Raw genomic sequence first — 18,107 nt, forward strand, 5'->3', positions numbered from 1 at the left:
TTATGCTGAAATTTCGACGCGCTTGCCCGTCCTGGCGCTCTCGATGGCGCCGAAGACCATGGCAAGGCTTCTGATGTTGTCGGAACTGGCCGTCTCCGGCCGCTTGCCCGAGCGGATCGCCTCGATGAAGCTGGCGATCACGCTGGCATGGCCGTGCGTCTCTTCGTCATGCTCCGGTCCGGGGACCTCGACGGGCGCAAACCCGTGCAGCAGGCCGGGTTCGGCGCCGGAGGTGGCGGCGCTGAAATTCTCCGCGCCATCCCAGGTGAGCATCCCCTTCGAGCCGACGAGGCGCCATTCGCTTTCCCAGCTGGTGCGCTCGCCTTCGGCGCACCAGGAGCCGCGATAGGTGAAGACCACGTCATCGGCGAATTCGAACGTGGCATTGGCCGAGGCGCCGTGGCGGTACCAGGAGCCCTTGGGGTTCTTCTCGACGCAATAGACGGCGAGCGGCTTCTTGCCGGCGACGTAGCGCGCCGCATCGAAGGTGTGGATCGCCATGTCGAGCAGCAGGACATTGTCCATCTCCTCGCGGAAGCCGCCGAAATGCGGGGCGATGAAGAAGTCGCAATGGATGCCGGTGAGATCGCCGATCGCTCCGCTTTCGACGAAGCGGCGCATGCGGCGCACGCCTGAAATGAAGCGGCGGTTCTGGATGATCGCGTGGACCTTGCCGGCATCGGCGGCGAGATCGATCAGGGCGGCCCCCTCTGCAAGCGAAGTCGCCATCGGCTTTTCGCTGAGCACATGGCAGCCGGCCTTCAGCGCCGCGGAGACGACGGCAAAGCGGGCCGCGGGAATGACGACGTCGAAGACGATATCGGCCCTGGTCTGCGCGATGACGTCGTTGAGATCGGTGCCGATCACCGCATCAACGAGACCGAACTCGGCGGCAAGCGCCTGCGCGACCTCGGGGTTCAAATCCACGAGGCCCCTGATCGCGATCGCATCGGCCAGCGCCGGCGTTTCCTTGATCGCGCGCAGCCAGCCTTTGGACATAGCTCCGCACCCGCAGAGAACGGCATTCAGTTTCACTGATTTCCTCCCGTGGCGCGTCTTCAACCATCCTCCGAAAACGCATCCCGTAAACGTTTACGATAGTATTCAGAAACGTTTCCTGCTGTCAAGACAGGCTTAATTTAGAGAAAATGCTGCGGAAAACATGAGCATAAACGAGGCCTTAGCCGGCTTTGCATTGCGCTGCAGCACAAAAAAATCCGCCATGTCATCTGGCTGTTAAACAAACATTCTACTAAGCTCGGGATCGGGTTGCACAGCCGTGCAATGGGAGGAGACACGATGAACCAGGACGCGTTTCTGGAACTGAATTCTGTTGCCTGCAGATATGGCAACACCAAGGTTCTGAACGATATCAACCTCAGCATCCAGCGCGGCGAGTTCGTGGCGCTGCTCGGCTCTTCCGGCTGCGGAAAGACGACGCTGCTGCGCGTTCTGGCAGGCTTCATCGCCCCCTCCTCCGGCACCGTCTCGGTGCGCCAGCGCGACGTAACCTACATGCCGCCGGACAAGCGCGGCATGGCGCTGGTCTTCCAGTCCTATGCGCTGTGGCCGCACATGACGGTGGCGCAGAACATCGGCTACGGCCTGAAGCTCAAGGGTGTCGCCAAGGCAGCGATCGCCGAGCGGGTCAATGCCATGCAGAAACTTCTCGGTCTCGATGGGCTCGGAGCGCGCAAACCGGCAGCGCTCTCCGGCGGCCAGCGCCAGCGTGTCGCCCTCGGGCGCGCGCTGGCGGTCGATCCTGAGATCCTGCTGCTCGACGAACCGCTCTCCAATCTCGACGCTCGCATCCGCCTGACGGTGCGCCACGAATTGCGCGCGCTGCAGAAGCGCCTCGGCATCACCGCCGTCCACGTCACGCACGACCGCGAAGAGGCGATGGTCATGGCCGACCGGATCGTCATCTTGAATACCGGCGAGATCGCCCAGCAGGGTACGCCCGAGGACGTCTACAATCGTCCGGCTTCGGCTTTCGTCGCCGCCTTCATGGGCGCCGAGAACGTGCTCTTCCTGGAAGGCAGCCCGCAGGGCGACAGTTTCCACATCGCCGCCGGGCCCGCGAATGCCGCAGGCAGCGTGGCGCTTCTCGGCCGTCAGCTGCAGGCGGGCGCGGTCGAGGCCCGTTTTCGCCCGGAAGCGGCGCAGCTCCTGCCGATGGATACGCCGATCGCGGCGCCCGGCATGACCTTCACCGGCGAAGTCACCGCCGTCAGCTATCCCGGCGGCCACTGGCGCCATTCCGTGCGGCTTGGCGATCGCGAGATCATGGCCGATGCGCCGCGCGCCTTCGAGCCCGGCGACCGCGTGCAGGTCCATGTCGGGCCTGACGCGCTTTTCCTCTTCAATTCGCCGGAGTCCAACCCGGCCATTTCCATTTCCCGGTCCGCGGCCGGGAAAGCCCACGCATGACTTTATTCCTTTGAACCCTGGAGAGCACTCATGAAAAGACTGACCTATGCAGCTTTCGCCGTCGCCCTCGCCGCCCTGCCGGTCAAGGCCGATGAGCTGACCGTCGCAACCGCCGGCGACCAGAACATGGTCGATTACATCAACCAGTATCTCGGACCGCTCTTTGAAAAGACCTATCCGGGCAACACTGTCCGTGCCGTCGGCACCGGCCCCGGCGATGCCGGCTCGCAGAAGATCCTCGAGCGCTTCGACGCCCAGCAGGCCGCCAACACCGCCAACTGGGATATCGACGTCGCCGTCGTCCACGAGAAGTTCGCCGGCCCGATGGTCCAGAAGGGCTATCTCGAAAAGTATCGCAGCGCGATCGACACCGGCAAGCTCGTCTCGCGCGACAACGCCAAGAACGCCCTCGGCTCCGACGTCGACGGCTACGTCATGCCGATGTTCAACAGCCAGACGGCGATCGCCTATAACCCGACGCTCGTTCCGAACCCGCCCAAGAGCTACACCGAGCTCGCCGCATGGGCCAAGGAACATCCGAAGCAGTTCGGCTATAACGGCATCAAGGGCGGCGCTTCCGGCGTCAGCTTCGTCATGGGCTGGATCTACGCTTTCGGCGGCGGCGATGCCAACAACCTGATGACCGGTCCGTTCAAGCAGGACGAAACCGCCAAGTGGGGCGATGCCTTCAAGAGCCTCGCCGACTTCACCAAGAACGCGACGCTGACGCCGGGAAATGCCGGCACGCTCGACCTCCTGTCGCGCGGCGAAATCGCCATGGGCCCGGTCTGGGTCGACATGTTCTACTCCTGGCAGGCCAACGGCCAGCTGCCGCCCGAGCTGAAGCTCGTCCTGCCGGCTCCGGGCATGCCGGGCCAGCCGATGCACTATGTCGTTCCGGCCAAGGCATCGCATAAGGATCTCGCGGAGAAGTTCATCGCGCTCGCCACCAGCCCGGAAGTCCAGGCCGACGGCATCGTCAAGAAGTTCAACTGGTATCCGGGCATCGACGCGCAGTTCGTCAAGCCGAAGCTCGACGACGCCACCTGGAACAAGCTCTTCGTCGACATCACGCCTGAAGATCTCGCCACCAAGGGCAAGCCCTTCCCGATCGCCCAGTACAACACGGCGATCCTCGAAGCCTACGAGCAGTCTGTGAAGTAAGCGATTTGGCTCCCCGCCGTCAGCGGCGGGGAGTTTCTTTCCGAAGCGAGGTCGAACGATGTCCAGACGCCTGCTCGGTCTCCTGCTCGTGCTCCCGGCACTGGCGGTGATCGCCTTCCTCTTCATCCTGCCGCTTGTCATGTCGGCGGTCGGCGCCTTCAGGATCGAAGGCGGCGGGTTCGGCTGGGACAATTTCTACAAGACCTTCGATCTCTACACGAAAGACATCGTCTTCTCGGTGGTGATCATCACCATTTCCACGATCCTCATCGGCCTCGCCTCAATCGCCATCGGCGGCTATCTGACGCTTGGCGAGCACCCGGTCGCGGTCGCCATCCTGCGCTGGCTCTATCGCTGGCCGATGTTCATTCCATTCATCGTCGTCGGCCAGATCCTGCGCACCTTCCTTGCCAAGAGCGGCCTGATGAACAGCACGCTGATCAGTCTCGGCCTGCTGACGCCGCTCGATGCGCAGAGCTATCTCGACTGGCGCGGCATCGTCATCGCCTTCGTCTGGAAGCAGACGCCCTTCGTGGCGCTACTCGTCGCCGGCGCCATGGCATCCGTCAACCGCGACACGATCGAGGCCGCACGCAATCTCGGCGCCTCGAAACTGCGCGTCCTCTTTGAAATCCTCGTACCGCAGGTGTCGGTGACGCTGACCGTCGGCCTCATCCTCTCCTTCGTGACGATGATGTCTGTTCTGTCTGTGCCGCTGATGATCAACGCCCAGTCGCCGACGATGCTGACGGCCGATATCGCTTTCCGCGTCAACGCCTATGGCGATTACGGCGTGGCCAATGCGCTCGGCCTCGTGTCGCTGGTGCTCGCCTCGTCGGTCGCCTGGATCTACCTGCGCCAGAGCCTGAAGGAGCGCGCATGAGCACCGCAACGCTGTCCGCCACGCAATCCCATCCGCTCTCGGCGCTCTGGTGGATCCCGCGCGCCATCATCTTCGGGCTGATGGCCTTCTTCATCTTCGGGCCACTCGCCAATCTGCTGCTCTGGACTGTCGCGGAGAAATGGTACTTCCCGCATAGCCTGCCGCTGCAATATGGCTTCAGCAGCTGGGCGAAGGTGTTTGCGCCGCGCGGCGGCGCGGTCGAGTCGCTCACCAATTCGCTGGTTGTCGCGGTGCTGACCGTCGTCGTTTCGCTGTTGCTCGCGATCCCGGCAGGCTATGCACTGGCGCGGCTGAAGCTGCCGTTCCGGGCGCTGATCCTGCTCGCTTTCCTCATTCCACAGGCTTTTCCAAATCTAACCGTCTACGTGAACGTGGCCCGAATTTTCTACGAGATCCGCCTCAACGGCACGATCCTCGGCGTCGTTCTCGTCCATGCCTCGCACGGTCTCGTCTATGCGGTCTGGATCGCGACAGCGGCCTTCTCGGCGATCGACGAGGAGCTGGAACAGGCGGCGCGCTCGGCCGGTGCCAGCGCCATGCGCGCCTTCATGGACATCACGCTGCCGCTCGCGGCACCCGGCCTGATGGCGAGCGCCATCTTCGTTTTCCTCGAGAGCCTCGACGAATTTACCGGCAGCTATTTTGTGGGCGCTCCTGACGTGAACATGCTGCCGCTTCTGCTGTATACTGCGGGTTCGGGCGGCAATTATCAGATCGCGTCGATCACCGCCCTCTTGCTGCTCATTCCATCCTTGGTTTTTATGCTTATCGTTGAGCGATTCCTGAAGGCAGACGTCCTATCGCGTGTGGGGCACTGAGAGATTGCCATGAATGACGGCCCAACCAACGACCTCAAGAACCAGCGCAAGGAGCGCATGCGCTTCGTCAGCGCCGAACAGGTGGCGCAGCTTGCTGGTGTCTCGCGCTCGGCGGTGTCGCGCACCTTTACGCCCGGCGCCAGCGTTGCCCCTGCCACCCGCGAGCGGGTGCTGAAGGCGGCCGAAGAGCTCGGCTATCACGTCAACGACCTTGCGCGCGGCGTGCTCGCCAATCAGAGCCGGCTGGTCGGCATCGTCGCGACGCGGCCGGAAGTCGGCTTCCGCGCCCATCTGGCGGCAGCGCTTTCCAAGGCGCTGATCCAGCGCGGCAGCATCCCGATCCTGATCAATACCGGCCAGACCGAAGAGGAAATGCTGGCCGCCCAGAAGATGCTGATCGGCCACCGCGCCGAGGCGACGATCATCCTCTCCGGCTCGCCGCCGGCGAATTTCTTCGAGCTTGCGCATCGCAACGGCCAGCCGCTCGTCGTCATCGGCCGCTCCGAGCCGGATGCCGACCATGTCCGTGCCGGCAATTCAGAGGCATCGCGCAAGGCCGCCAACGCCTTTTTCGAGAAGGGCCGCCGCAAGCTTGCCGTTGCCACCTCTTTCTCGGCGACATCGAGCATCGCCGAGCGCGAGACCGCCTTCAAGACCGCAGCCGAGGCGCTCGGCGCCAGCGTCGCGATCGGCCGCGGTAAGGACTCCGACTATGACAGCGGCATCGCCGCCGCAAAGCAGCTTTTCGCCAGCGCCGCCGATTATCCGGATGCCGTCTATTGCGCCAACGACCAGATCGCCTTCGGCCTGATGGACTATGTCCGCACCACGCTCGGCCTCAGCGTTCCCGATGATGTCGCCGTCATCGGTTTCGACGACGTGCCGGAGGCCGCCTGGCTGAGCTACAGGCTCACCACCTTCCGCCAGGATCCGATCGTCATGGCGCAGCGCGCCGTCGAGCTGGTGGAAAAGCGCCTCGCCAATCCCGATTTGCCCCCCGCCTACGAACGGGTCATCCCCGAGCTTGTCGTGCGCGACAGCTTCGTGCCCTGATCCAGAAAGATACCGATGCCCTGCGAATTCCCCGACGATCCGCGCTTCGTGCTGGCGCGCGAGGTGATCCTTGAAGCTGCGGAAAAGGCACTCGCCTATTTCCGCGACCTCTCCTCTCTGGAAACCAGCCAGAAGCTCAATGGCCAGGACGTGGTCAGCGAGGCCGACAAATCGGTCGAGGCATTGATCCGCGAAAGGATCGCCGCCGCCTTCCCGGATGATGGCGTACTCGGCGAAGAAGAGGGTCTCAGCGAAGGTCCTTCCGGCTATCTCTGGGTGGTCGATCCGATCGACGGCACCAGCTGCTTCCTGCACGGCATCGACCAGTGGTGCATCTCCATTGCCGTGATGCGCGGCAGCGAGACGGTGCTCGGGCTGATCTGCCAGCCCTCGACCGGCGATCTCTTCGTCGCCAGGCAGGGTGCCGGCGCACAGCTCAACGGCCGCCCGATGGAAGTCAGCCAAACCGGCCGCATTTCGACCGGGTTGCTCGGCGTCGGCGCCAATTTCCGCATTCCGCTGCGCCAGGTGTCCTGCTTCGTGCAGCGGCTGCTCGAAGCCGGTGGCATGTTCATCCGCAACGGCTCCGGTGCCCTGATGCTGGCGCAGGTCGCCTGCGGCCGCCTTGCCGGCTACTATGAGCCGCATATCAACGCCTGGGATTGCGCCGCGGGCCTGCTGATGATCCGCGAAGCCGGCGGCTGGACCGCCGATTTCCCTGGCGAAGGCGGGACTCTCCTGACCGGCGGCCCGGTCATCGCCGCCGCGCCGCAGATGCGGGATGAATTGCTGGCGCTTGTCGAGCGCTCCCTCGAAGACGCGGAAGCCCGGTCATGAAGCTCATCCACATTTCCGATTTCCACCTCGTTCAGGCAGGTGGAACCTTGCTGGGCCTCGATCCGGCCGCGCGCATGGATGCCTGCCTCGCCGACGTCGAAGCCCATCATGCGGATGCCGATCTCGTCGTCGTCTCAGGCGATCTCTCCGAGACTGGCGGCGAGGATACCTACCGGATCCTCGAAGAACGCATTTCCCGGTCGAAGCTGCCGATCCGGCTGATGCTCGGCAATCACGATATCCGCGAAAACTTCGCCACCGTCTTTCCCGGCCAAATGGCGGAAAACGGCTTCGCACAAGCGGCGATCGATCTGCCCGAGGGACGGGTGATCACGCTGGACACGCTGGACGACGGCAAGGTGACCGGCAGGCTCTGCGACAGCAGGCTCGCCTGGCTGAAGGAGAAGCTCGAGGAGGCGAAGGACCGCCCGGTCTATCTCTTCATGCACCACCCGGCAGACAAGGTGCATCTACCGGCCCTCGACGTCTTCGGCCTTCTCGATCCCGAGCCGCTCTTTGCACTGCTGAAGGCGCATGGCGATGTCAGGCATATCTTCGCCGGGCATCTGCACCGGCTCGTGACGGGGAACTGGCAGGGCATCCCCTTCACCATCCTGCGCAGCACCAATCACCAGACGGCATTGGACTTCGTTTCGCCGACCACCACCAACTGCTTCGAACCGCCGATGTATTCGATCATTCTCGCCGATCGCGACAGCCTGATCGTCCACATTCACCAGTTCGCCGATTGAGACCGCCTCCGCTTTCCGAAAACGTTTTCCTATGGCAAGAAGAAGCCTCACGTTTTCGATCGCGGAGGAAGATCGGCTGACATGAAGGGCATCCGGCAGCTTGCCAAACATCTCGATATCTCGATCGGGACCGTCTCGCGCGCGCTGAACGGCAAGCCCGATGTCAACGAGGAGACCCGCAAGCGGGTCCTCGCCGCCGCCGAGGAACTCGGCTACGTCGCCAACCAGTCCGGCCGCAGCCTGCGCCAGGGAACGACCAACGTCATCGGCCTGATGATCGAATCCAGCAAGGAAACGGTCGAAAACAGCGACAACTTCTTCCTTGGCCTGACCGGCGGCCTGCAGAGCGTGCTTGCCCGCCATAAGCTCGACCTCGTCATGCTGCCCTGCCCGAATGACGAGGACCCGCACGAATATCTGAAACGCATGGTGGCGCGGCGCGTCGTCGACGCGATGATCATCTCGGCGACGCAGCGGATCGACAAGCGCATCGACCTGCTGGTCAAGGCCAAGATTCCCTTCGTGACGCTGGGGCGCAGCTCCTCTGGCGAGAACTATCCTTGGATCGACCTGGACTTCGAGGGCGTGGCGGCATCCGCCGTCGACCGGCTGGTGGCCAAGGGCCATCGCACCATCGCCATCGCCGCCCCCTCCAACGATATCAATCTCGGCTATATCTTCGTCGATTCCTATCGCCAGGCGCTGGAGCGGCACGGGATAAAGTATGATCCGAAGCTGGTGATCCGGGTCAAATCCAGCGAACAGGGCGGCTATCAGGCGGGCCACGAACTGCTGCTGCTCGACGGCAAGCCGACGGCGATCATCCTGATCTACGAACTGATGGCGATCGGCCTCTACCGCCGCCTTGTCGAGGCCGGCGTCATGCCCGGGCGCGACCTTGCCATCATCGGTTTCCGCGAGGAACCGCGAGGCCGCTTCCTGCAGCCGTCGCTTACCTGCTTCCGCATGTCGCTGCGCGATCTCGGCATCGAGCTCGCCGAGACCCTGCTGGCGACCATGCCCGCCTATGCCGAGACCTACCCGCGCGGCGCCCGCAACACGATCTGGCCGCTGGAGCTGGTGCCCGGCGAGAGCGACGCCTTCACGCTCACGTCCTGAGCGCGCCGTCCGTATGGGCGTGATCCTTGCGGGCGATCAGCTGCGTCACCACGAAGACCAGCAGGGCACCGGCCGCCAGGCAGACGGCCAGGAAGATCATCGGCGCGATCGTGCTGCCTGTCGCATCCTTGATCCAGGGCACGACATTCTGCGCCACGAAGCCACCGAGATTGCCGACCGAATTGATGGCAGCGAGACCCGCAGCCGCACCGGCACCTTTGAGGAAGCGCGAGGGCAGGCTCCAGAATACCGGCTGCGGCGCGAAAATGCCGGCAGCGGCAATGCAGAGGAAGGCGAACTGCAGCGTGTTGTTGGGGATGAGCGCCGAGAGCAGCAGGCAGGCCGCCCCGATGAAGGCCGGGATGACGATATAGGGTGTCTTCGACGCCGCCTTGTCGGCCATGGCGGGCACGGCATAGAGCGCGATCGCCACGAGGATCCAGGGGATGATGTTGAGGAAACCGTTGACGGTATTGGTGACGCCGAAGCCGTGGACGATGGTCGGCAGCCAATAGCTGAGACCATAGGCCGCCAGCGGAAAGGCCACATAGCAAAGCGCCATCAGAAGCACCCGCGGGTCGACGAGCGCCTTGAACCCGTTCTCGGCATTCTTGTCCATCCCGGCATTTTCGCTCTCCAGCCGGTTATGCAGCCAGCTGCGCTCGTCGGTGGAGAGGAACGACGCCTTGTCGGGATTATCAGGCAGATAGAAGAAGGTGACGATACCGGCGAGAACCGCCGGAACGCCAGTAGCCAGGAACACCCATTCCCAGCCGGCATAGCCATAGAGCCCATCGAGATCGAGCAGCATGCCGCCGAGCGGCGCGCCGACGGCATTGGCAAGGGCACTGAAGATCATGAACAGGCCGACCATGCGGCCGCGATAATCGGCCGGGAACCACAGTGTCAGCAGGTAGAGGACGCCGGGAAAGAAGCCCGCTTCGCAGACGCCGAGCAGCAAGCGCAGGATGTAGAACATCGTCGCATTCTGCGTATAGGCGAGCGCGATCGTGACGATGCCCCAGGAGACCAGGATGCGGGCGAACCAGATGCGCGCGCCGAGGCGGTTGAGAAACAGGTTGCTTGGAACCTCGAACAGGAAGTAGCCGATGAAGAACAGCGAAGCCCCAAGGCCATAGGCATATTCGCTCATCCCGAGGTCGCCAACCATCTGCAACTTGGCGAAGCTGACATTCTGCCTGTCGATGTAAGCGATGAGATAGAGGATGCCGAGAAAGGGCATCAGGCGCCAGGTGATCTTGGAAATCAGTTCCCGTTCGCTGACCATGCTATGTCTCCAAATGCTATGTCTCAGCAGGTACTTATGGCCCGGCCGGGGATTATCAATCGGGCGTTGAACGAATGGAGACATGGCAAGCACACCGGATAGGAATTCCGGCGGCTTCGAGCGCGATAGCGGCGCTGCGGTCAGCCCTTATGCAAGAAACTGGTCATCGACCGGTATCTGCATCGCCGTCACCAGATGATTGGTCTGGCCGGCCAGTCCGATCACGGCCATCAACTCGGCATGCTGGGCTTGGGTCATCCCCCGCGCCTTGGCCGCGGCGGTGTGAGAATGGACGCAGTAGGAACATCCGTTGGCGGTCGAGACGGCAATGTAGATCATTTCGCGCACCAATGGGTCCAAAGCACCTTCCACCGCCATAACGGCCTTGAGCCCTTCCCAGGTGCGTTTAAGCAGCGGCGGATCATTCGCCAGACCACGCCAGAAATTGTTTATGAAGTCGGATTTCCTGGTCGCTCTGATGTCATCAAAAACTTCCTTGGCGGCGGGAATATCCGCGACCTCGGTATCCGTGAGAAGTTTGACGGTGGCCATCGTGATCGCCTTTCAGATCAGTGCACAGCGGCATACATTATTTTGGCTTCGGTGGATTCAGCCGGTGAGAACTCCTCGACGATACGCCCTTGGCGGCAGACCAGGATGCGGTCCGAGAGGTTCATGATCTCCGGAAGGTAGGACGAGATGACAACGACCGCCAAACCCCGGTCGGCAAGCTCGTTGATGATCTGATGGATTTCGGCGATCGCGCCGACATCCACGCCACGCGTGGGCTCGTCGAAAATCACGATGCGCGGCTCCTGGACCAGGCCCTTGCCGATCACCACCTTCTGCTGATTGCCGCCGGAGAGCTCGACAACCCGCGCGTTGTCGTTGATTGCCCGGATATTGAGCTTGCTCGTCCATTCCGCCGCCAGGTCGTGCATTTCGCGCATGCTGATGACCTTGCTCTTTTCGCGGCCGGCGGAAAGAAGCCCGCCGAAGACATTCTCGGCTATCGACATCGTCTCGAAAAAGCCTTCGCTCTTGCGGTCTTCGGTCACGTAGACGATCCCGTCTCTGACGGCCTCACGCGGAACGTAATATCGCACCGGCTTGTCATCCAGCTCGACCGAGCCGCCACGCTTGAAGTCGCGCTTGTAGATTCCCGAGATGACTTTGAACGTCTCCGTTCGGCCCGAACCAATCAGGCCGAAGACGCCGGTGATCTGGCCTTCGAAGACGGAGAAGGAATTGTTCCGGACGACGTTGCTCATCGAGAGGTCCTGGACGGACAGGACCTTCTTTCCCGCCTTCCTGATGGTCGACGCATCGCGCTTCTTATAGAGTTCACCGGTGAGCGTTCTGCCCACCATGGCCGCGATGATCTTCTCCCGGTCGAATTCCGAGGTATCGCCGGAAGCAACCAGCTCACCGTCACGAAGGATCGTGATGCGGTCGGCGATCATCAAGGCTTCTTCGAGCGCGTGGCTGATGAAGACGATCGACACGCCTCTCGCTTTCAGCCGTCTCACCAAGGCGAAGAAATGCCTTTTCTCCTCGGGCGTGAGTGTCGCGGTAGGCTCGTCAAAGATGATCACTTCGGCATTGTGGTGAACCGCACGCGCGATCTCCACCATCTGCTTCTTGGCCGCCCCGAGCGTCTCGACCATCGCCGTCGGATCGACAGGGAAGTTCAGCGACTGGAGAAACTGCTGGGCGGAGATATAGATCCCCCGAAGGCGATTGAGAAACGCTTCCGTCCCGAGATAGAGATTCTGCGCCACAGTCATGGACGGCACCAGGCTCGTTTCCTGGAACACCATTGCGATACCGGCATCCAACGCAGCGTTCGGCGAACCGTAGCTCACCTCCTTGCCGCGATGGATCATGACGCCGGCGGTACGCTCCACCACGCCGGCGATGATCTTGGTCAGCGTCGATTTTCCCGCACCGTTCTCGCCGAGCAAGGCGTGGATTTCACCGCGGCGAAGGTCGAAACTGACATTCCTGACCGCAGGAACGCCGCGATATTCCTTGGTGACGTTTTCAAGATGGACGATGATGTCTTCGGCTGTACTCATCTCATCCGATCTCCGTTGCATCCACGGAGACAAGCACGCCGCCGCCCTTTGACGCGACCAGCAGCCTCCCCTCGTGTTCGACAGCGCTTGTCGTCCCATGCCGTACGCCGTTTGCCCGGCTATGAAAGCTCCCGACGGGGCGAAGAGCGGTGTCGAGTTTGGCGACCAGGCCATACGACCGGCTGGGCGACCACGGCTTGTGGATCCCCATCGTCTTGATGCCACCGCACTGCAGCGGCTCGAGAAAACTCTCGCCGGACGCAAGCGATGGGGCGATCCAGAACTCCGGCGGAACGGTCGCGATCATGTCCTCGCGATACCTCTTCTCTTGCAGAACGAACTCGATCAGGCGATTGCGCGGAGCAAATATCGACAGCCACGCGCCGTCGCGCGCTGCAGAAAGCCGCGCCGGATAGCCCGGCAGATTGTCGATGACGGTTGCCGTGTCGCCATGCTTGGAGACGCGAAGGATCCTGTGGTTCCATGCTTCCGAGACGGCGACGCCGCCGGATACCGGCAGCAGGCCAAACGGGAATGCCAGACCGGCCACCAGTTTGCGCGCCTTGTTGTTGCCGGGCTCGATGGTCCAGATGCTTCCCGAACTGCCTTTCGCCATGAGATCCCGAACCCATTCGGTGGGCGCGATCCCTGCGGCTCCATTGGCAATCCAGAGCGAACCGTCGGGCGCAAAGACGAGTGCCGTGATACAAGAAATCTCGCCCGGCAGCGGCAGCTGCTTGCCGTCGAGGATCAGCTTGCCGGATGCGAGGGCGACGGCGAGACCGGCCTCGGGGGACACGGCGGTGGCGGTGATCTCGGAGTCATACTCGTGAACCCGTTGCGGCTCTCGTCCATGGCCGACCGAGAAGAGTGAGCGCCCGGAAGAGACGATGATCTCTCCATTGTGGACGGCAACATTATCCGCTGAGGGCAAGGTGGCGACCACCTGAGCTTCGTCGAGAACCTGGTTCGGCCGGAAGGCGCCGTCCAGCGGCGGAATTGTCACCGCCTTGCCGCGAAACCAGTCGAGGATGGGATCGAACATCATGGCTCTCTCCCCCAATAGGACGACGGTCCGGTCCAGTCGGAATTGGCCTGGGCAAGCTTGTAGCGGCCGACGCGATTATTGAGGATGCCGCCGACATAGAGGTAGCCCTTGTGCTCCCTCATCGACGTGACCATCGGGTGGGAGACGCCGGAAAGGTCTGCCATCGCATCCCTGATCTGACCGGTTTCATCGAACTTGACGATGCCGCCGGTGTTGATGTTCGGAAACAACCAGTCGTCCTGGGGGAGCCGTCGGGTCATTCGCTTGCGCATGCCGGGGTGGCGAAGCGCAAGATCAAAGCTCGGCGTTCGCATCCCGAGCCAGGCCATCCAGTAGGTACCGTCGGACGCACGGTTGATATTGTCGGGATAGCCGGGCATGTCTGCGATAACGCACTCCGCTGTCCCCGCTTTGGGGCCCTCCAGCCAGTAGCGATGAACGCGGCAGGCCCAACTTTCGGCAAAGAAGATCGATTTGCCGTCATGGGCGACGCAAACGCCGTTGGTGTAGCGATACCCATCGAGCAGGGTCTTGGTCGTGCCGTTCTTCGGATCGTAGACAAGCAGGCGCCCCGTGGCGCGGTTCTCGATCGAGTCCAGTGCCCAGTCGTGCGCGTCGTACCGCTTGGTCGAGTCGGTAAAGTAGATGCGGCCATCCGGAGCAATGTCGCAGTCGTTGGGGTCTCTCAGACGGGCGTCGTCGACGACAGAAGTCCAGGACCGCGATGTCTCCGCGGTCAATTTGCGCACGGTCCGGTCCGGAGCGATGGAGTAAAGACCCATCGCGCCCACGCAGCTGATGAGGTTGCGATCCTTGTCGAAGGCGAGCCCGAGCGGGAAGCCGCCGACGTGAGCGAAGACTTCCGATCGTTCGTAGTCCGGCGCCAGGAAGCGGACGATCTCGCCATGGCGCGTTCCGCAATAGAGGTTGTCGTCGTCGTCGAGGATGACGTCTTCCGGCCCCTCCAGCTCGCCGAGGCCGATATATTGCGTCTGCGCCAGCCGATTATCCATTTCATAGGGCGTGCCTGATCCGGGAACCGCCGATTGAGCCTCGCCCATGCGCAGGTAGACAGGCGCGACATAGACCTCATTGAGGACCTTGTGACGGTTCTTCAGCCATCGGATATCGATCGTCACCGCAACGGCGAGCATCAGGCCCAGCACCATCTGGTTCGTACCCGTCCCGTATCCGAGGCGGATCAGGCCGTTCGTCATGACGAGCACGATAATCGCGCCCATCAGTCCCTTTATGACGGACCCTCGCCCGCCGCCGAGGCTATTACCGCCGACGACCGCCGCCGTGAGCGCAAGGATTTCGAGGTTGAGTCCGGTGCCCGGTCCTGCACCGCTCAGCCGGCAGGCAATCAGGAAGCCGGCCAGCGACGAGCATAAGCCAGAGAAGACGTAGGTGAGGAACACCGTCCGCTTGACCTTGATACCGGCATTATGCGCCGAGCGGCGCGAGCCGCCGACAGCCAGGATATGCCATCCCGGCCTGGACCGGGTCAGCGCAATGTGGGTGATCGCGATGAAGATTATCGCCGTCAGCACCGATACGGAAATCCCGAGCACAGTCCCATCGCCGACGAAATCCCAAACGTCGGACATCGCCATCGACATTTGAATCTGGGCTGCGAAATTGACGACGAGGATATCGTAGACCGCTCGACCGATGATGAAGGTGACGAGTGTCGTGAGGAATGCACGCAATCTGAGGAAGCCGACGAGATATCCATTTATCGCACCGAAAGCGACGCCGGTTGCGAGCGACGCCAGCAAGGCGACCCAAACGGGCTGCTCGAAGATGAAGAACGCGGAGACCGCGGCGAAGCACGACAGCGCGAAGATCGAGCCCACCGAGAGATCGATGCCGCCCCCGAGCATCACCACCGTCAGGCCGGTGACGACAATCGAGAACTCGCCGAGCTGGCGGGTGGAATCCTGAAGCGAATTAATCTTGAAGAAGCCCGGAATCGCAGAGCCGAAACCTGCGACGACGATAACCAGCGCGATGAAAGGTATCGCATTGTCGGTCCATCGTTTGCTGAGAATTTCGCCGGCGAGATGATCCGGGATCAGGTTGTAGCGCCACGCCTGCAGGCGTTCTCTGAATGTCATGATGTGACCGGGATGTCAGGGAGAGATGATGCGAAGCCCGGGCTGGGGCCTCGCCGCGTCATTGGAAGGAGTTTAGTTCGCAGCCGCCTTGAGGGCTTTGAGATCCCAACAACTGTCGGGCTTCAGATCGGCTTTGGTTGTCGCCTTCTCGAGCGTGTAGATGTAGGCCTTCGAGGTTCCGGCCGGCTGACCGCTCTGCAACAGGAACTTGATGATCGCGTTGATATCGCGCGACTGATTGTGCAGCTCGGTCATGACCACCGCGCCATAGGTACCGTTTTCGAGGTTGTCGCAATCGGCCGCCTTTTCGCCGCCACCGGTCGTGACGAGGAAGACCTTGTCCTGAAGCTTGGCATCGCGGATCGCGGCTGCAGCACCCGTCGCGTCGCCGTCCCAGAAATCAACGATGCCGCAAATGTCCGGATGCTGCTGCAGCATCGTCGTGGTCACGTTGCGCGAAGTCGTCGCGTCCCAATTCGAGTCCGGTTTTGCGACCACCTGGAAGTCGGGGTTCTTTTCCAGAACCTTCATGATGCCTGCGTACTGGTAGAGGCTGGAGGCATTCACCTGATCACCTTGCACCAGACCGATTTTCTTCGATGAATTCGGACCGCAACCCTTGATGACGGCCTCAGCCTCCAGCTGTCCGAGACGATCCCAATCGCTTCCGACGAAGGCATCCGCCGCGAAGTTGGCAGGGTTATCGATCAGTACGACATAGGTTCCGGCAGCCTGCGCCTTCTTCAGCAGCCTGGCATAGGAATTGAGATCGGGCGAATGCACGATGAGGACGTCCGGCCGGGTGTCGGAGGAGATGGCCTCGGTGATCGCCTGAGCTCCGGCTTCGACGCTCCAGTTGGGATCGCGTGTCTCGAACACGCCGCCGAAGGCTTCAACTTCCTTCTGGATGTAGTGCGACCATCCTTGTGCGAGATCGAAACCCATTGCCATCGGGACCAGCATGACGCGCTTGCCTTTGAGCGCCTGCGAATAGGCGGCTGGGCCTGGATCTTCCTGCGCAGGTGCTGCCGTGGCGAAAACGGATAGCGAGATGGTCGCGGCCGCAAAAAGTGCCTTCATGTACCTCATGGGTGTCCCCCGATGTGTTGACGGAAAATTCGAAACTTCCTCGAGACGTCAGATATCTCCCTGTTGGGCTGTTTGTTCGTCTCTCGGATTGAGGAGCCCGTCGATAAGGATGGCGACGAGCAGGATCGTGGACTTGATCAGATTCTGGTAGATCAGCGGGATGTCGATGATGGTCATCGCGTTCAACATGATGCCGATAAGGGCTGCCCCGAACAGCACGTTGCGGACGCTTCCCTTCCCTCCCGACAGTCCGATGCCGCCGATCACCGCGACCAGGACGATGTCGTAGAGCAGGGTCGAGTTGACGACGCGCGTATTGATCGAATGGAGGCTCGCGGCTGTCAGCAGCCCTGCGACAAACGCGATGAGCGCGGAAAGCACATATCGGAAGACCAGCATCGGCCTGACCGGCATGCCGGCGTTACGCGCGGCAATCGGGTTGTCGCCGGCGTAGTAAACGTACCGCCCCCACTTGGTGTAGCGCAGAATAAGAAAGATAAGGAAAGCCAGCGCCGCAAAAATGAAAACCTCGATCGGCACATCGAAGAAGCGAAGCCCGCCGAAAAGCTGCAGCCAGTTCTCCGCCGGCACAGGAACCGCATCCTGGGCGATCAACTGCGAGCGCACGAAGCCGAAGACGAACGAGCCGCTGGCCAGCGTCACGAAGATTGCGGGAACATCCGCATAGGCGACCAGAAAACCGTTGATCAAGCCGATGCCGATCACGCCACCCAAGACGATGACGAAGGCCAGCCACCCGGAGGTTCCGTCGTTGAGCATCTGCAGATACCACGCCACCGACATCGCCATGACCGCAACGGCCGACAGATCGATCCCGCGGCCGATGATGACCACGGCCATGCCGAGCGCCAATATGCCGAGGACGGAGATCGAGCGGATGATCGAAACGACGTTCTCGGTCGTGAAGAAACCCGGGAGAGCGACGGAAGCGACAGCGAAGATCACCACGGCAATAACCGCCACGATAATCTCTTGGCTCAAGGCCCATTTCCGCGATGCGCGCTGCTTCATATGCAATCCCTCAGAACGCCATTAGCCTGCAGAAGCGAGGGAACTTCGTCAAAACGCGCTATCGCTAAATCAGCCGGAAGCTGAGAAGGATTTTCGGCGGCAACATCTGCCGTGCGAAATCTAATTCCCGGCGAAAGACCCGCAATCGACGCGGACCTACAGCTGGCAAGCGATTGAAGTACGATGCGTTCCCATGCAGTCTTTGCTGCGTTGCGAGAACGTTAGGCCGCGGCGGGCGGCTATGTCAATACGCTTTCATTGACCAAAGAAGGGATGAACCGTGAAAGGTATCCTACACCCTCTCCAGCTGTGGGATTGATGCAATTTATCTTTCACATATAAAGATATTGGTGTATTTCGCAGAATGAAATGCAT

General features: G+C 61.8%; 16 protein-coding genes. 8 read left to right on the forward strand and 8 right to left on the reverse strand.

Annotated elements, in window-relative coordinates; all coding sequences use genetic code 11:
- On the reverse strand, positions 1-1,035 hold the full coding sequence (locus F2982_RS23745) for a Gfo/Idh/MocA family oxidoreductase (RefSeq protein ID WP_203431121.1): 1,035 nt from the start codon (positions 1,033-1,035) through the stop codon (positions 1-3).
- Between the two features lie 264 nt (positions 1,036-1,299).
- On the opposite strand from F2982_RS23745, the gene F2982_RS23750 reads away from it, so the two are divergent.
- The 8 genes from F2982_RS23750 to F2982_RS23785 all read left to right on the forward strand — a co-directional run bounded on the left by F2982_RS23750 (position 1,300) and on the right by F2982_RS23785 (position 9,077).
- Positions 1,300-2,430, forward strand: coding sequence for an ABC transporter ATP-binding protein (locus tag F2982_RS23750; protein WP_203431122.1), 1,131 nt, complete (start codon positions 1,300-1,302; stop codon positions 2,428-2,430).
- 30 nt (positions 2,431-2,460) lie between these two features.
- On the forward strand, positions 2,461-3,594 hold the full coding sequence (locus F2982_RS23755; protein WP_203431123.1) for an extracellular solute-binding protein: 1,134 nt from the start codon (positions 2,461-2,463) through the stop codon (positions 3,592-3,594).
- 58 nt (positions 3,595-3,652) lie between these two features.
- Entirely contained in the window at positions 3,653-4,477 is an 825-nt protein-coding gene (locus F2982_RS23760) for an ABC transporter permease subunit (protein ID WP_112712454.1), read from the forward strand.
- Positions 4,474-5,316: an ABC transporter permease subunit gene (locus F2982_RS23765; protein WP_203431124.1), complete on the forward strand. Its 843-nt coding sequence runs from the start codon at positions 4,474-4,476 to the stop codon at positions 5,314-5,316. Before F2982_RS23760 ends, F2982_RS23765 begins: the two co-directional genes overlap by 4 nt.
- A gap of 9 nt (positions 5,317-5,325) precedes the next feature.
- On the forward strand, positions 5,326-6,369 hold the full coding sequence (locus F2982_RS23770; RefSeq protein ID WP_130280063.1) for a LacI family DNA-binding transcriptional regulator: 1,044 nt from the start codon (positions 5,326-5,328) through the stop codon (positions 6,367-6,369).
- A 15-nt stretch (positions 6,370-6,384) separates the two neighbouring features.
- Entirely contained in the window at positions 6,385-7,206 is an 822-nt protein-coding gene (locus F2982_RS23775) for an inositol monophosphatase (protein WP_203431125.1), read from the forward strand.
- On the forward strand, positions 7,203-7,958 hold the full coding sequence (locus F2982_RS23780; protein ID WP_203431126.1) for a phosphodiesterase: 756 nt from the start codon (positions 7,203-7,205) through the stop codon (positions 7,956-7,958). Before F2982_RS23775 ends, F2982_RS23780 begins: the two co-directional genes overlap by 4 nt.
- Positions 7,959-8,039: 81 nt before the next feature.
- Positions 8,040-9,077, forward strand: coding sequence for a substrate-binding domain-containing protein (locus F2982_RS23785; protein ID WP_112712462.1), 1,038 nt, complete (start codon positions 8,040-8,042; stop codon positions 9,075-9,077).
- Here F2982_RS23785 and F2982_RS23790 read toward each other — a convergent pair.
- The 7 genes from F2982_RS23790 to F2982_RS23820 all read right to left on the reverse strand — a co-directional run bounded on the left by F2982_RS23790 (position 9,067) and on the right by F2982_RS23820 (position 17,732).
- The gene (locus F2982_RS23790) at positions 9,067-10,365 is read right to left on the reverse strand and encodes an MFS transporter (RefSeq protein WP_203431127.1); all 1,299 of its coding nucleotides are present in this window, start codon (positions 10,363-10,365) and stop codon (positions 9,067-9,069) included. The two genes, F2982_RS23785 and F2982_RS23790, sit on opposite strands and share 11 nt — an antisense overlap.
- Positions 10,366-10,512: 147 nt before the next feature.
- Positions 10,513-10,917 carry a carboxymuconolactone decarboxylase family protein gene (locus F2982_RS23795; RefSeq protein WP_130280072.1) on the reverse strand — a complete coding sequence of 135 codons (405 nt, stop codon included), beginning with the start codon at positions 10,915-10,917 and terminating at the stop codon, positions 10,513-10,515.
- 17 nt (positions 10,918-10,934) lie between these two features.
- On the reverse strand, positions 10,935-12,443 hold the full coding sequence (locus F2982_RS23800) for a sugar ABC transporter ATP-binding protein (RefSeq protein ID WP_203431128.1): 1,509 nt from the start codon (positions 12,441-12,443) through the stop codon (positions 10,935-10,937).
- Between the two features lies 1 nt (position 12,444).
- Entirely contained in the window at positions 12,445-13,491 is a 1,047-nt protein-coding gene (locus F2982_RS23805; protein ID WP_203431129.1) for a hypothetical protein, read from the reverse strand.
- Positions 13,488-15,611: an SMP-30/gluconolactonase/LRE family protein gene (locus tag F2982_RS23810; protein WP_112712472.1), complete on the reverse strand. Its 2,124-nt coding sequence runs from the start codon at positions 15,609-15,611 to the stop codon at positions 13,488-13,490. Before F2982_RS23810 ends, F2982_RS23805 begins: the two co-directional genes overlap by 4 nt.
- Positions 15,612-15,683: 72 nt before the next feature.
- Positions 15,684-16,700, reverse strand: coding sequence for a sugar ABC transporter substrate-binding protein (locus tag F2982_RS23815; RefSeq protein WP_112712474.1), 1,017 nt, complete (start codon positions 16,698-16,700; stop codon positions 15,684-15,686).
- Positions 16,701-16,748: 48 nt separating this feature from the next.
- Positions 16,749-17,732 (reverse strand): ABC transporter permease, encoded by a 984-nt coding sequence (locus F2982_RS23820; RefSeq protein WP_112712476.1) that lies wholly within the window; start codon positions 17,730-17,732, stop codon positions 16,749-16,751.
- Between the last annotated feature and the right edge of the window lie 375 nt (positions 17,733-18,107).

The sequence above is a fragment of the Rhizobium sp. BG4 genome (assembly GCF_016864575.1).
Classification (GTDB): domain Bacteria; phylum Pseudomonadota; class Alphaproteobacteria; order Rhizobiales; family Rhizobiaceae; genus Rhizobium.

Excerpts from the sequence above, each read along its gene's own strand:
- F2982_RS23775 (WP_203431125.1), top strand. The coding sequence starts at position 6,385 with ATGCCCTGCGAATTCCCCGACGATCCGCGCTTCGTGCTGGCGCGCGAG.
- F2982_RS23760 (WP_112712454.1), top strand. The coding sequence starts at position 3,653 with ATGTCCAGACGCCTGCTCGGTCTCCTGCTCGTGCTCCCGGCACTGGCG.
- F2982_RS23815 (WP_112712474.1), bottom strand. The coding sequence starts at position 16,700 with ATGAGGTACATGAAGGCACTTTTTGCGGCCGCGACCATCTCGCTATCC.
- F2982_RS23810 (WP_112712472.1), bottom strand. The coding sequence starts at position 15,611 with ATGACATTCAGAGAACGCCTGCAGGCGTGGCGCTACAACCTGATCCCG.
- F2982_RS23800 (WP_203431128.1), bottom strand. The coding sequence starts at position 12,443 with ATGAGTACAGCCGAAGACATCATCGTCCATCTTGAAAACGTCACCAAG.
- F2982_RS23780 (WP_203431126.1), top strand. The coding sequence starts at position 7,203 with ATGAAGCTCATCCACATTTCCGATTTCCACCTCGTTCAGGCAGGTGGA.
- F2982_RS23750 (WP_203431122.1), top strand. The coding sequence starts at position 1,300 with ATGAACCAGGACGCGTTTCTGGAACTGAATTCTGTTGCCTGCAGATAT.
- F2982_RS23820 (WP_112712476.1), bottom strand. The coding sequence starts at position 17,732 with ATGAAGCAGCGCGCATCGCGGAAATGGGCCTTGAGCCAAGAGATTATC.
- F2982_RS23755 (WP_203431123.1), top strand. The coding sequence starts at position 2,461 with ATGAAAAGACTGACCTATGCAGCTTTCGCCGTCGCCCTCGCCGCCCTG.
- F2982_RS23785 (WP_112712462.1), top strand. The coding sequence starts at position 8,040 with ATGAAGGGCATCCGGCAGCTTGCCAAACATCTCGATATCTCGATCGGG.
- F2982_RS23795 (WP_130280072.1), bottom strand. The coding sequence starts at position 10,917 with ATGGCCACCGTCAAACTTCTCACGGATACCGAGGTCGCGGATATTCCC.
- F2982_RS23805 (WP_203431129.1), bottom strand. The coding sequence starts at position 13,491 with ATGATGTTCGATCCCATCCTCGACTGGTTTCGCGGCAAGGCGGTGACA.
- F2982_RS23765 (WP_203431124.1), top strand. The coding sequence starts at position 4,474 with ATGAGCACCGCAACGCTGTCCGCCACGCAATCCCATCCGCTCTCGGCG.
- F2982_RS23770 (WP_130280063.1), top strand. The coding sequence starts at position 5,326 with ATGAATGACGGCCCAACCAACGACCTCAAGAACCAGCGCAAGGAGCGC.
- F2982_RS23790 (WP_203431127.1), bottom strand. The coding sequence starts at position 10,365 with ATGGTCAGCGAACGGGAACTGATTTCCAAGATCACCTGGCGCCTGATG.